The organism is Sphingomonas corticis (assembly GCF_012035195.1).
Taxonomy (GTDB): Bacteria; Pseudomonadota; Alphaproteobacteria; order Sphingomonadales; family Sphingomonadaceae; genus Sphingomonas; species Sphingomonas corticis.
On record NZ_JAAVJH010000003.1, the window covers coordinates 112,210 to 126,591 of the forward strand.

The 14,382-nt window shown below is 71.0% G+C and carries 9 protein-coding genes; 8 read left to right on the top strand and 1 reads right to left on the bottom strand.

Features of this window, described 5'->3' with window-relative positions; genetic code table 11:
• Positions 1-4: 4 nt before the first annotated feature.
• The 5 genes from HBH26_RS05635 (at position 5) to HBH26_RS05655 (ending at position 7,365) form a co-directional block, all read left to right on the top strand.
• Positions 5-2,110 carry an acetyl-CoA carboxylase biotin carboxylase subunit gene (locus tag HBH26_RS05635; RefSeq protein ID WP_168133637.1) on the top strand — a complete coding sequence of 702 codons (2,106 nt, stop codon included), beginning with the start codon at positions 5-7 and terminating at the stop codon, positions 2,108-2,110.
• 195 nt (positions 2,111-2,305) lie between these two features.
• Positions 2,306-3,784, top strand: a complete 1,479-nt coding sequence (locus HBH26_RS05640; RefSeq protein ID WP_168133638.1) for an efflux transporter outer membrane subunit — start codon at positions 2,306-2,308, stop codon at positions 3,782-3,784.
• Entirely contained in the window at positions 3,784-5,187 is a 1,404-nt protein-coding gene (locus HBH26_RS05645) for an efflux RND transporter periplasmic adaptor subunit (protein ID WP_168133639.1), read from the top strand. Before HBH26_RS05640 ends, HBH26_RS05645 begins: the two co-directional genes overlap by 1 nt.
• Before the next feature lie 122 nt (positions 5,188-5,309).
• Positions 5,310-6,023: an ABC transporter ATP-binding protein gene (locus HBH26_RS05650; RefSeq protein WP_168133640.1), complete on the top strand. Its 714-nt coding sequence runs from the start codon at positions 5,310-5,312 to the stop codon at positions 6,021-6,023.
• Positions 6,024-6,156: 133 nt separating this feature from the next.
• Entirely contained in the window at positions 6,157-7,365 is a 1,209-nt protein-coding gene (locus HBH26_RS05655; RefSeq protein ID WP_168133641.1) for an ABC transporter permease, read from the top strand.
• A 7-nt stretch (positions 7,366-7,372) separates the two neighbouring features.
• Here the strand turns inward: HBH26_RS05655 and HBH26_RS05660 are convergent, their stop codons facing one another.
• Complete coding sequence (locus HBH26_RS05660) at positions 7,373-8,938, bottom strand: long-chain-fatty-acid--CoA ligase (protein WP_168133642.1); 1,566 nt, start codon at positions 8,936-8,938, stop codon at positions 7,373-7,375.
• 180 nt (positions 8,939-9,118) lie between these two features.
• Here HBH26_RS05660 and HBH26_RS05665 point away from each other — a divergent pair, with 180 nt between their 5' ends.
• The 3 genes from HBH26_RS05665 to HBH26_RS05675 are packed head-to-tail and all read left to right on the top strand — an operon-like array spanning position 9,119 to position 14,295.
• Positions 9,119-10,849: a DUF1800 domain-containing protein gene (locus tag HBH26_RS05665; protein WP_239024598.1), complete on the top strand. Its 1,731-nt coding sequence runs from the start codon at positions 9,119-9,121 to the stop codon at positions 10,847-10,849.
• Between the two features lie 14 nt (positions 10,850-10,863).
• Positions 10,864-12,252, top strand: a complete 1,389-nt coding sequence (locus HBH26_RS05670) for a DUF1501 domain-containing protein (protein WP_168133644.1) — start codon at positions 10,864-10,866, stop codon at positions 12,250-12,252.
• A gap of 42 nt (positions 12,253-12,294) precedes the next feature.
• Complete coding sequence (locus HBH26_RS05675) at positions 12,295-14,295, top strand: ATP-binding protein (protein WP_168133645.1); 2,001 nt, start codon at positions 12,295-12,297, stop codon at positions 14,293-14,295.
• Positions 14,296-14,382: the final 87 nt, after the last annotated feature.

Sequence of the window (14,382 nt, forward strand, 5' to 3'; positions counted from 1 at the left end):
ACAGATGTTCAAGAAGATCCTGGTCGCCAACCGTGGCGAGATCGCGTGCCGGGTGTTCCGCACGGCGAAGAAGATGGGGATCGCGACCGTCGCGGTCTATTCCGACGCCGACGCGCGCGCGCCGCACGTGCTGATGGCGGACGAGGCGGTGCGGCTGGGGCCGGCGCCCGCGGCGGAGAGCTATCTGAAGGCGGAGCTGATCCTGCTCGCCGCCAAGGAGACGGGCGCGGACTGCATCCATCCCGGCTACGGCTTCCTGTCCGAGCGCGAGAGCTTCGCGCGCGCCTGCGCGGAGGCGGGCATCGCCTTCGTCGGTCCGCCGCCGAACGCGATCGCGGCGATGGGCGACAAGATCGAGTCGAAGAAGCTGGCCAAGGAAGCCGGCGTCAACGTCGTACCCGGCTTCCTCGGCGAGATCGCCGACACCGACGAGGCCGTCAGGATCGCCACCGACATCGGCTATCCCGTCATGATGAAGGCCAGCGCCGGCGGCGGGGGCAAGGGGATGCGGCTCGCCTACAGCGAGAAGGACGTGCGCGAGGGGTTCGAGGCGACCAAGCGTGAAGGCCTCGCCAGTTTCGGCGACGACCGCGTCTTCATCGAGAAGTTCATCGAGAGCCCGCGCCACATCGAGATCCAGGTGCTGGGCGACCAGCACGGCAACACCGTCTACCTCAACGAGCGCGAGTGCAGCGTGCAGCGCCGCCACCAGAAGGTGGTGGAGGAGGCGCCGTCGCCGTTCGTCACGCCCAAGATGCGCAAGGCGATGGGCGAGCAGGCGGTCGCGCTGGCCAAGGCGGTGGGTTACTACAGCGCCGGCACGGTCGAGCTGATCGTCAGCGGCGCCGACACGACGGGCGAGAGCTTCTACTTCCTCGAGATGAACACCCGGCTGCAGGTGGAGCATCCGGTGACGGAGGAGATCACGGGCCTCGACCTGGTCGAGCAGATGATCCGCGTCGCGGCGGGCGAGAAGCTCGATTTCACGCAGAAGGACGTGAGGATCCATGGCTGGTCGGTCGAGAACCGCGTCTATGCCGAGGATCCGTACCGTGGCTTCCTGCCCAGCATCGGGCGGCTCGTGCGCTACTCGCCGCCGGCGCAAACCCTTCGAGATGCCGCTTCGACAGGCTCAGCGGCTCCTCAGGGCGAACGGAAAAAGTGGTCCGTTCGTGCTGAGGAGGGGCTGAGCGCAGCCGAAGCCCCGTCTCGAAGCACCGATGCGCGCATCCGCGTCGACGACGGCGTGCGCGAGGGCGGCGAGGTGTCGATGTTCTACGATCCGATGATCGCGAAGCTCGTCACCTGGGCGCCGACGCGCGAGGCGGCGATCGACGCCCAGGTCGCCGCGCTCGACGCCTTCGAGATCGAGGGGCCGGGCACCAACCTCGATTTCCTCTCCGCGCTGATGCAGCACCCGCGCTTCCGCTCCGGCAACATCACGACGGGCTTCATCGCGGAGGAATATCCCGACGGCTTCCACGGCGCGCCCGCGTCGGAGGAGACGGTGCGCGCGCTGGCGGGGATCGCCGCCTTCGCCGCGACGGCGGAGGCGGATCGCGCGCGGCGGATCGACGGGCAGCTCGGCCGCCGGCTGCGCCCGCCCGCGGACTGGGTGGTGCGGATCGGCGGCACCGACCACGCCGTCACCGTGTCGCCGGACGCGCTGGTGGTGGACGGCGCGGAGCTGCCGCTGGCGATGGAATATACGCCCGGCGACCGCGTGGTGGTGGCCGAGCCTGTCGACGAAGACGGCGAGCCGCTGACGGTGAAGCTGCGCCGCACGCACACCGGATTCGAGCTGAACGCGCGCGGGGCGAGCCACAAGGCGCGCGTGCTGCCGGCGCGGGTGGCGCCCTTCGCGCAGCACCTGAAGGAGAAGGTGCCGCCCGACCTCTCCAAATTCCTGATCGCGCCGATGCCCGGGCTGCTCGTCCGGCTGGACGTGCAGGCGGGCGACCGCGTCGAGGCGGGGCAGGCGCTGGCGGTGGTCGAGGCGATGAAGATGGAGAACATCCTGCGCGCGGAGAAGAGCGCGACGGTGAAGACGGTGAACGCCGCCGCGGGCGAAAGCCTGCAGGTGGATCAGGTGATCCTGGAGCTGGAATAGCTTCAGAGAGCCGTTCGCGCTGCAGGCTTTCCGGTGCTCCCGCGCAGGTGGGAGCCCAGGGCGGCTGGCGACATCGTTCGTGACCCTGGGCTCCCGCCTGCGCGGCAGCACCGGGTGGATCGAGCGACTGCCGCGCGACACTTTGCGACACAAATCCGCTGGACGGCGGCGGGTGTGCTGCCGCAACAAGGCACCATGTCGCGTCGCTACGCCCTCATCGTGCCGCTCGTTCTCACCGGTTGTACCGTCGGTCCCGACTACAAGCCGCGCAGCGCCGCGGAACTGGGCGTGCCCGGGAGCTATTCGGTGCCGGCCGCGCCGACGCCGCAGGACCTGACGCGCTGGTGGGCGAGCTTCGACGATCCCGTGCTTGGCCAGCTGGTGGAGCAGGCGGCGGCGGCGAACCTCGACCTCGACCAGGCCACCGCCCGGCTGCGACAGGCGCGCGAGGCGCTGGTGCAGAATCGCGCGGACCTGCTGCCCAGCGTCAACGGATCGGGCGGGTTCAGCCGGTCGGAGACGCTGCGCGGCGGCGGGCAGACGATCACCTTGCCCGACGGCACGGTGCAGAACGTCGGCGGCGGTGGAGGCAGCAACTTCTCGCTGGGCCTCGACGCGCAATACCAGCTCGGCCTGTTCGGCGAGGTGCGCCGCACCGTGGAGGCGAGCCGCGCGCAGTACGAGGCGAGCGGCTACGACTATGCCACCACGCTGCTGACGGTGGAGCAGGAAGTCGCGCGCAACTACGTGCTGGCGCGCCTCTACCAGGCGCAGCTCGCCAACGCGCGCGCCAGCCTCGCCTTGCAGGACGAGAACCTGGAGATCGCGGGCTTCCGCGTGCAGGCGGGGCTCGTTTCCTCGGTCGATCAGGAGCAGGCGCGGGTGCAGCGGGCGCAGACCGCGGCGAGCGTACCGAACATCGAGCAGCAATATGCCGCCGCGGTGGCGCGCCTGGGCGTGCTGACCGCGCAGGCGCCGGGCGCGCTGCGGCAGGCGATGGCCGCGCCGCGGCCCGTGCCGAACGGTCCGGCGAGCGTGGCGGCGGGCATTCCTGCCGACGTGCTGCGCCGCCGGCCGGACGTGCGCGCGGCGGAGCGCGCGCTCGCGGCGGCGACCGCGCAGATCGGCGTGGCGCAGGCGGCGCTCTATCCCAATCTGGCGCTCACCGGGCGGATCAACACCAATGCCGGCGCCATCGGCGGGCTGCTCGACACCGTCACCGGCGGGCTGTTCGCCGGGCTGACGCAGGCGATCTTCAACGGCGGCCGGTTGCAGAGCCAGGTGCGCTCGCAACGCGCCGCCGCCGACCTCGCCTTCGCGCAGTACAAGGGCACGATCCTTACCGCGCTGGAGGATGTGGAGAACGCGCTGGTCGCGCTGGACGCCGCGCGCCGCCGCGAGCGCGAGTTCGCCACCGCGCTGACCGCCGCGGACGCCGCCGCGCTGCTGGCGCGCAGCCAGTATCGTAGCGGCCTCACCGATTTCACCACGCTCAGCCAGCAGGAGGCGGCGCTGCTGACCGCGCGCAACGGCGCGGCGCAGGCGCGGGGCGATGCCGCCACCGCGCTGATCCAGCTGTTCGGCGCGCTGGGCGGCGGCTGGGACGTCGATGCGCTGCCCGAGGCGCCCGAGAACGGCGCCACCCGCCCGACTTTTGCCAAAGAGACCCGCTGATGGCCGACGAGAACCTGGACGACTTCCTCGGTGCGAAGCCGGTGCCCGCGTGGCGGCGGCGGCTGAAATGGCCGCTGGTCGCGATCGGCGTCGTGCTGCTGGCGCTGCTCGCCTGGCGGCTGTTCTCCGGCGAGGCGAAGACCGAATATGCGACCCGCGCGGTGGAACGCGGCAACCTGACCGTCACCGTCTCCGCCACGGGGAAACTGGCGCCGACGAACCAGGTGACGGTGGGCTCGCAGCTCTCCGGCCTCGTCACCCGCGTGGTCGTCGACGTGAACGACCGCGTCACCGCGGGCCAGCCGCTGGCGCTGATCGATCCCGAGCAGATCGACGACCAGATCCGCGCCGGTCAGGCGACGCTCGCCGCGAACGAGGCGCAGGTGAACCAGGCGCGCGCCACCGTGGCGGAGGCACAGGCGCAGCTGGCGCGGCTGGAGGAGGTCTATCGCCTGTCCAACCGCCGCGTGCCGTCGGAAACCGAGTTGCAGACGGGTCGCGCCAATGCGCAGCGCGCGGTCGCGGCGCTGCGCGTGGCGCAGGCGAACGTCACCGCGGCGCGCGCGCAGCTGTCGCAGTCGCAGACGCAGCGCGCGCGCGCGATCATCCGCTCGCCCGTCAACGGCGTGGTGCTGGCGCGGCAGGTGGACCCGGGCCAGACCGTCGCCGCCTCGTTCAACACGCCGACCTTGTTCGTCATCGCCGAGGACCTGAGCGCGATGAAGCTGGAGGTGGCGATCGACGAGGCCGACGTGGGTGAGGTGAAGGTGGGCCAGAAGGCGACGTTCACCGTGGATGCCTTCCCCGGTCGCCGCTTCCCCGCGGCGATCACGCGGGTCGACCTCGGCTCCAACCTGACCGTCAGCAATGCGACGGCGAGCAGCAGCGGCACGTCCGGCACGACCAGCACGACGGGGCAGGTCGTCTCCTACGCCGCGGACCTTTCCGTCGCCAATCCGAACGAGGAACTGCGCCCGGGCATGACCGCGACGGCGGACATCGTGACGAGCGACAAGCGCAACGTGCTGCTGGTGCCCAACGCCGCGTTCCGCTTCAAGCCGACCAGCGGCGCGGGCGGCGACGCGGGCGGCGGCATCGCCGGTTCGCTCACCTTCCGCCCGCGGCGCGGCGCGGGGCAGGAGCGACAGGCGACGGTCGGCCGCGGCGCGACGCAGACGGTCTACGTGAAGGGCGCGGACGGAACGCCGCAGGCGGTGCAGGTGACGACGGGCGACACCGACGGTTCGGTGACGGAGGTGCTGTCGGGCGGGCTGAAGCCGGGGATGCAGGTCATCACCGGGCAGCTGGCGGGCGCGGGTGACGCGGCGGGCGGCGGCGGCGCTGGCGGCGGCTCGGGCGGCGGGCAGCGGCGGCAGCGGCAGGGGGCGGGCGGTGGTCAGTGACGCCGTCCTGGCCTTCTCCCCGTGCTCCCGCGAAGGCGAAAGCCCGAGATCCCGTGCATCAACGTTCGTTGTCCGGCATGACCCTGGGTTCCCGCCTCCGCGGGAGCACAAGGTAGCGCGATATGGCTGATCCGCTCATCTCGCTTCGCGGCGTGACCAAGGTCTACGGCGAGGGCGCGACGCAGTTCCGCGCGCTGAAGGGCATCGACCTCGACATCGCGGGCGGCGATTTCGTCGCGGTGATGGGGCCGTCGGGCTCGGGCAAGTCGACGACGATGAACATCCTGGGCTGTCTCGACGTGCCGAGCGGCGGCACCTTCCTGTTCCGCGGCCACCACGTCGAGACGCTGGACCGCGACCAGCGCGCGCTGCTCCGGCGGCGCTACCTCGGCTTCGTGTTTCAGGGGTTCAACCTCTTGAGCCGCACCACCGCGCTGGAGAACGTGGAGCTGCCGCTGCTCTACCGCGGCGACGAGAAGAAGGCGCGGCGTGCCACCGCCATGGCCGCGCTGGAGAAGGTGGGGCTGGACCGCTGGTGGGACCACACGCCGGCGGAACTGTCCGGCGGGCAGCAGCAGCGCGTGGCGATCGCACGCGCGATCGTGACCAGTCCCGACGTCCTGCTCGCCGACGAGCCGACCGGCAATCTCGATAGCGAGCGCTCGGTGGAGATCATGGAATTGCTCACCGGCCTCAACCGCGACAGCGGCATCACCGTGCTGATGGTGACGCACGAGCCCGACATGGCGGCGTTCGCGCGGACGGTGATCCACTTCAAGGACGGGCTGGTCGAGCGGATCGAGCAGGGGCACCGGCAGGGCGAGGCGGTGGCGTGAGGCGGGCCGCGTTCCCCTCGTCCGTCATGTCGGGCTCGTCCCGGCATCGAGGGCGCCGCAATCCCACGCCGGGTCGGTGCGCGCAGCCCTGGGCCCGGGGACGGGCCCGGGAGGACGAAGGTGGAGGTGGAGAATGCTAGGCACCACCTTCCTCCTCGCGCTGCGCTCGATCGCGCGGCACAAGCTGCGCTCGTTCCTGACGATCCTGGGCATCATCATCGGCGTCGGCGCGGTGGTGACGATGGTGACGCTGGGCAAGGCGACGACCGCGCAGGTGCAGCAGAACATCTCCGCGCTGGGAACGAACATCCTTCAGGTGCGGCCCGGCCAGGGCTTCGGCCGTGGGGGCGGGGGGCCGCGCCCGCCCGACTTCGACGAGAGCGACGGCCCCGCCATCGCCGCGCAGGTGGCGGGCGTCACCGCGGTCGCGCCCCAGGCGCAGGCGACCGCGACCGCGATCTACGAGGGCGCGAACTGGTCCACCACGGTTCAGGGGACGACCAACGACGCCTTCACCGTGCAACCCTGGCCGCTCGCGTCGGGCCGCTACTGGAACCCGGCGGAGGAGCAGGCGGGCAAGGCGGTGTGCATCATCGGCAATACCGTGCGTACCAACCTGTTCCGCGGCGGAGAGGCGGTGGGGCAGCGGATCCGCGTCGGCAACATCAGCTGCGACGTGATCGGCGTGCTGACGACGCGCGGGCAGGCGGGGTTCGGCGGCGATCAGGACGACGTGGTCATCATGCCCATCAAGGCGGTGCAGCGCCGCTTCGTCGGCAATCGCGACGTGCGGCTGCTGCTGGTGGGCACCGATCAGCGCTATTCCAGCGCGGCGATCCAGGCGTCGCTGAAGGACCTGCTGCGCGAGCGGCGGCGGCTGGAGCCGGGGCAGGACGACAATTTCTTCGTCTTCGACACCAAGCAGATCAGCGACACGCTCTCGAGCACCACCACGCTGCTGACGCGCATCGTGACGGCGGTGGCGGGGATCAGCCTGCTGGTCGGCGGGATCGGCATCATGAACATCATGCTGGTCAGCGTGACCGAGCGCACGCGCGAGATCGGCATCCGCCTCGCCATCGGCGCGGTGGCGCGCGAAGTGCTGCTGCAATTTCTCGTCGAGGCGGTGGTGCTGTCGATGCTGGGCGGGCTAATCGGGCTGCTGGTGGCGCAGGCGGCGATCGGCGCCTTGTCCTGGGCGGGCGGATTGCCGTTCCTCTTCGTGCCGGAGATCAACGTGATCGCCTTCGCCATCTCCGCGGCGATCGGCGTCGTCTTCGGCTATTTTCCGGCGCGGCGGGCGGCGGGCCTCAATCCCATCGACGCGCTTCGGCACGAATAGGCACGCCTCACCCCACGGCGCGGCCGTGTCCTGCCCAATAGGGCGCGCGCAGTTCGCGGCGCAGCACCTTGCCCGACGGGTTGCGCGGCAGCGCCGCGACGAAGTCCACCGACTTTGGAGCTTTGTACCCGGCGATCCGCTCGCGCGCCCAGGCGATGACCGCGTCGGCGTGCGGCGGCTCTCCCGCCGCGGGGACGATCAGCGCCTTCACCGCCTCGCCCCAGCGCGGGTCGGGCACGCCGATCACGGCCACGTCGACGACGCCGGGGCAGCCCGCGATGGCGTTCTCCACCTCGGCCGGGTAGACGTTCTCTCCGCCGGACACGATCATGTCCTTGATCCGGTCGTGGACGTGGAACAGCCCGGCGGCGTCGCGATAGCCCGCGTCGCCGGTGCGCAGCCACCCGCCCGCCAGCGTCTCCGCGGTCGCCTCGGGCCGGTTCCAATAACCCTTCATCATGATGTCGCCGCGGATCGCGATCTCGCCGATCTCGCCGTCGGCGAGGAACTGCCCGTCCATGTCGAGGATGGCCATCTCCACGCCCGGCCACGGCTTCCCGCACGAGGTGAGCGCGCCCGGCGAGTCGTGGTCGCCCGGCGATAGCGTGCTGCCCGCGCCCGCCGATTCGGTCATGCCGTAGAATTGCACGAAGCCGCAGCCGAAGGCCGCGCGCGCGCGCCGCAGCGTCGCCTCCGCGATCGGCGAGGCGCCGTACGAGATGGTCCGCAGCGCCGGGAAGGACGCGCCCTCGATCGCGGGTGATTGCAGCATCATGCCGATCAGCGCGGGCGCGAGAAACGTCTGCGCCACCCGCTCGCGCTGCATCGTCGCGATCGCCTCCGCCGGCGCGAAATCCTTCACCAGCACGATGCGTCCGCCCTGCGCCAGCCCGGTGAACGACAGGTTGGTGCCCGCCACATGGAACAGCGGCATCACCGTCAGCACCGCGTCCCCTGCCGCGCAGGCGAAGCCCTCCACCTGCGTCGCCAGTTCGAGGAAGCGGCGATAGGTCCAGTTGGTCAGCACCACGCCCTTGGGCAGCCCGGTGGTGCCGCTGGTGTAGAGCTGGAGCACGTCGTCTTCCAGCCGCGGCGCCTCGGCCGGCGCGGTCGCGGGTGCGTCCGCCAGGAAGGCGTCGAGCCGTTCGAACGCGGGATGCGCGCCGTACAGCGCCACCAGCCGCGGCGGTGACGCGAGGTCGGCGATCGCCGAGAGCGCCGTGTCGAAGAAGTCGGCACCAACGAACAGCAGGCGCGGCGCGGCGTCGGAGAGGATGAAGCCCACTTCGCGCGCGGTCAGGCGGCAGTTGATCGGCGCCAGGCACGCGCGTGCCAGCGCGGCGCCGAAGAACAGCGGGTACCAGCCGTCGTGATTCTTGCTGAGCACGCCGACGCGATCGCCCGCGACGACGCCGGCGGCGCGCAGCGCGTGCGCCACGCGGTTGCTGGCCGCGTCGAGCGCCGCGTAGCTGGTGTCGCGCCCCTCGAAGGAAACCGCGACGGCCGCGCCGCGAACGCGCGCCTGCGTCGCCGGAATGTCGGCCAGCGTGCGGATCGCCGCGAGATCGATCATGCCCTCTCCCCTTCGCTTCCTGTCGGCGGGAGGATGTCCGAACGCCCCGCGCCTGTCCATCCGGCGCGGAATTGATGGTTAGCGAACGGTCAACGAGCCTGTCGCAACGGCCCATTAACTACAGCTGCGCTAATGCAGGTCCACCGAAGGCGGCGGCGCTTGGCCGGGCGCGATCGTGGGATGACGACAGTGTTCGACGAGGAAGAGACGCTGCCTCGCGCGGCGGCGGAGCCGTGCGCCCCGCCCGCGGAGGGCCGGAACAGGAACGCGGGCGCGATCGGCGCGGCGCTGTTCCTCGCCGCGTGCGGTGGCGAGAGCGCGGGTGGCGGCGGCGATCAGCCGGTTGCCGCGGCGCCGGCGCCCGCACCGTCCACGCCGATCGTCGTCGTGGAGGCCAAGCCGACCGCGGCGGAGGCGAGCCGCTTCCTCCACCAGGCGACGATGGGCGCCACGCGCGAGCAGATCGATGCGGTGATGGCCAAGGGCTATGCCGCCTGGCTGGACGAGCAGTTCGCCACGCCACGCGACACCTCGCATTGGGACTGGCTGGTCGCGGGCGGCTTCAACGTCATCGGCAACCAGTACAACGAGGCGGGTTTCGACGCGACGATGTGGCGGCAGCTGATCGCCGATCCGGCGCAGCTGCGCCAGCGCGTGGGCATGGCGCTGCTGGAGATCCTGGTCGTCGGCGTCGCGGGCATCGGGGGCAATTTCCGCCAATTCGCCATGGCGGCCTATGTCGACATGCTGCTGGACAAGGCGTTCGGCAATTATCGCGACGTGCTGGAGGCGGTGACGCTCAGCCCCGCGATGGCCACGTTCCTGACGTTCATGGGCAACCGCAAGGCGAACGCGACGACGGGCGCGATGCCCGACGAGAATTACGCGCGCGAGCTTCTGCAGCTGTTCACCATCGGCCTGCAGCAGCTGAACATGGACGGCACGGTGAAGATGTCGGGCGGCGTCGCGCTGGAAACGTACGGCAGCGCCGACGTGTCCGGCCTGGCGCGGGTGTTCACCGGGCTGAACTGGGCGTCGAGCGACAGCAGCACGCCCGAACGGACGCGGATGCCGCTGGTGATGAACGCCTCCTGGCACGAGGCGGCGCCGTCCAGTTTCCTCGGCACCACCGTGTCGGGCGAGGGGATGGCGGCGATCCGCAGCGCGCTCGACACCATCTTCGCGCATCCCAACGTGCCGCCGTTCGTGTCGAAGCAGCTGATCCAGAAGCTGGTCACTTCCAACCCGTCGCCCGCCTATGTCGCGCGCGTGGCCGCGGTGTTCGCCGACAATGGGGCGGGTGTGCGCGGCGACCTGAAGGCGGTGGTCCGCGCGATCCTGCTCGACGCGGAGGCGCGCGGGGCCGCGGTGCCGGCCAGCACCACCGCGGGCAAGCTGCGCGAGCCGATCATGCGGCTGACCGCCTGGGCGCGCGCGTTCAAGGTGTCCTCGCCCTCGAACGCCTGGGCGTTCGGCGACACCTCCGCGGTCACCAACCGGCTGGGCCAGTCGCCCGGACGCAGCGGCAGCGTCTTCAACTTCTTCCGCCCCGGCTACGTGCCGCCGGCGACGCGCCTGTCCGACGCCGGCATGGTCGCGCCCGAGTTCCAGCTGGCGAACGAGCAGTCGGTGGTCGGCTACGTCAACTACATGCAGATCCTCGTCGGCATGGGCGCCGGCGACGCGAAGGCGGATTATGCCGCGATGCTCGCGAAGGCGGGCGACAGCGCCGCGCTGGTGGCGGAGGCCAATCTGCTGCTCGCCGCCGGACAGCTCTCCGCCGCCGCGGTGCAGACCATCCAGGGCGCGGTGGACAGCGTGTCCACCACCGCCGCCAACGGCCCGATCAACCGCGTCGGCATCGCCGTCCTGCTGACGCTCGCCGCGCCTGACTTTCTGACGCTGAAGTGAACCCGGGAATCGACATGAGCCAGTTCCAGCACGATCAGTCCCGCCGCGCCTTCCTGCAACGCTCGGCCGCGCTCGGCATGGCCGGGGTCGCCGCGCCGTTCGTCACCAGCCTGGGCGCGATCGGCGAGGCCGCGGCGGCGACCGCCAGCGACTACAAGGCGCTGGTCTGCGTCTTCCTGTACGGCGGCATGGACTATGCCAACACGCTCGTCCCCTACGACCAGGGCAGCTACGACCTGTATCAGCGCGCGCGGCAGAACATCGCGCTGGGCCGCGACGCGCTGGCCGCCACCGCGCTGTCGCCCGCCGTCGCGCTGCCCGACGGGCGGCAATATGCGCTGGCGCCCACGATGGCGTCGCTGAAGCCGCTGTTCGACGCGGGCCGCGTGGCGGCGGTGCTGAACGTCGGCACGCTGGTGCAGCCGACGACGAAGGCGCAATACCAGGCCAGATCGGTGAAGCTGCCGCCCAAGCTGTTCAGCCACAACGACCAGCAGAGCTACTTCATGGCCTCGCAGCCGGAAGGTGCGACGTCGGGCTGGGGCGGGCGCATCGGCGACGTCTTCCAGAACGGCAACGGCAACGCGACGCTCACCTGCATCAACGCCAGCGGCAATGCGGTATACCTGACCGGGCGACAGGCGATCCAATACGCTACCGGCACCGGCGGCCCCGTGGCGCTGTTGAACAACGCGTCCACGCTCTACTCCTCGGGCGCGGCGCAGCAGGCGCTCAAGTCGCTGATGACGACGCCGCCCGCGCACCTGATGGCGGCGGAGCACGCCACGCTGTCGAAACGCGCGCTGGACACCTATGCCACGATGGCGAGCGCGCTGTCGTCCGCGCCGGCGAGCCAGTTCACGCTGTTCCCGTCGGGCAACGCGCTGGCCGACCAGCTGAAGATGGTGGCGCGGATGATCTCCGTCTCCTCCGCGCTGGGTGCCAGGCGGCAGGTGTTCTTCGTGTCGATGGGCGGGTTCGACCTGCACGACAAGCTGGCGACGCAGCACCCGGTGCTGATGGGCCGCGTCGCCGATGCGATCCGCGCCTTCCACGACACCACCGAGGCGCTGGGCGTCGCCGACAAGGTGACGGCCTTCACCGCCTCCGATTTCGGCCGCACGCTCGTGTCCAACGACGACGGATCGGACCACGGCTGGGGTTCGATGCACTTCGTCGTCGGCGGCGCGGTGAAGGGCCGGCGTTTCTACGGCACGCCCCCGGCGATCGGCAACGGCACCGCGGACGACGTGGGACAGGGGCGGCTGCTGCCGACGATCGCGGTGGACCAATATGCCGCCACGCTGGCCAGCTGGTTCGGCGTCTCCGCAGGGGAGATGGCCACCGTGCTGCCCAACATCGGCAATTACGATGCCTCCGCGCGCAACCTGGGCTTCGTCTGATCCGCGCTTGATTTGAGTCAGTCGCGCGCCGACACGGGCGCGATGACCCCGCCGCACGACTCGCCCCCGGCCGCGCGCGGCACGGACGCCCCGCTGCCCAGGTTCGACCGATATCGGGCGCTGTTCGACGCGATGGACGAGGGGTTCTGCATCATCCGCTTCCTCGACGGGCCGCACGGTCCGCTCAGCGACTATGTGCACGTCGAGGCGAATGCCGCCTATGCCGCCAATGCGGGGATCCCGAACGTGGTGGGCCAGCGCCTGCGCGAGATGGTGCCGGACGAGGCGGACGCCTGGGTCGCGCGCTACGGCGAGGTGCTGCGCACCGGCCGGTCGATCCGGTTCGAGCAGGAACTGGTGGCGACGGGGCGCTTCCTCGACCTGTCCGCCTTCCGCATCGGGCCGTTCGAGGACCGGCTGGTCGCCGTCTTGTTCAAGGACGTGACCGAGCGCCGCCGGGCGGAGGAGGCGCTGGAGGCGCGGGTGGCGGCGGCGCTGGCGGAGCGGCGGCTGCTGGCCGAGCTGGTGGAGGGCACCGATGCCTTCGTCCAGGTGATCGACATGGACGGCCGCTGGCTGGCCATCAACCGCGCCGCGGCGGCGGAGCTGGAGCGGATCTTCGGCATCCGGCCGGCGGTGGGCCTGCGCGCGCTGGACCTGCTCGCGGACCGGCCGGACCATGCCGCACAGGTCGCGGCGGTGTGGAACCGCGCGCTGGCGGGGGAGGCGTTCGTCGCCACCGCCACTTTCGGCGACGAGGCGCGCGAGCGCCGCACCTACGAGATGCGGTTCAACGTCCTGCGCGACGACAGCGGGCGACAGACCGGCGCCTATCAGTTCGTCTACGACGTCATCGATCGCCTCGCCGAGCAGGCGCGGCTGGCGGAGGCCGAGGAGGCGCTGCGCCAGGCGCAGAAGATGGAGGCGGTGGGGCAGCTGACCGGCGGGCTGGCGCACGATTTCAACAATCTGCTGGCCGGCATCTCCGGCGCGCTGGAGATGATCGGTGTGCGCATGGCGCAGGGGCGCGGCGCCGATGTGGAGCGCTACCTCGCCGCCGCGCAGGGTGCCACCCGCCGCGCCGCCGCGCTGACGCACCGTCTGCTCGCCTTCTCGCGCCGGCAGACGCTGTCGCCCACCGCCACCGTCATCAACCGCCTCCTGCCCGACCTGGTCGAGCTGGTACGCCGCACCGTGGGGCCGCAGTTCGAGGTGGAGACGGTCGCCTCCGCGGGGCTGTGGACGGCGCTGGTGGATGCCAACCAGCTGGAGAACGCGATCCTCAACCTGTGCATCAACGCGCGCGACGCGATGCCGCACGGCGGGCGCATCACGATAGAGACCGGAAACAAGTGGATGGACGCGCGCACCGCGGCGGAGCGCGGGCTGGATCCCGGGCAGTACGTCACCGTTTCCGTCAGCGACACCGGCACGGGCATCGCCAAGGACGTGATCGATCGCGTCTTCGACCCCTTCTTCACGACCAAGCCGATCGGCGAGGGCACCGGCCTTGGCCTCTCGATGGTCTACGGGTTCGCGCGGCAGAGCCACGGCCATGTCCGGCTCTATTCGGAACTGGGGCAGGGCACCACCGTCTGCATCTACCTGCCCCGCCACTTGGGTGCGGAGGACGAGGCGGCGGACGTCGGCACGCTGCCGCTGGTGGAGGGGGAGGAGCGGCACGGCACGATCCTGGTCGTGGACGACGAGCCGACCGTCAGGATGCTGGTGGTCGATGCGCTGGCCGACCGCGGCTATGCCTGCATCGAGGCGGCGGACGGGCCGAGCGGGCTGCGGCTGCTGGAGGCGGCGGAGGGCGTCGACCTCGTCATCACCGACGTCGGGCTGCCGGGCGGGCTGAACGGGCGGCAGGTGGCCGACGCGGCGCGCGCGATGCGTCCGGGGCTGAAGGTGCTGTTCATCACCGGCTACGCGGAGAATGCGGTGCTGAACCACGGCCATATCGAGCCGGGGATGGAAGTGCTGACCAAGCCGTTCGCGGTGGAGGAACTGGCCAGCCGGGTCGCCCGTCTGCTGCGCTGAACCGCGTCATTTCATTGCTGCGGGAACCGTAGCGCTTGCGAAACTTTCCGGTGTTCGTGGGGGACGTTTTTCATTCGGATCGGGCTT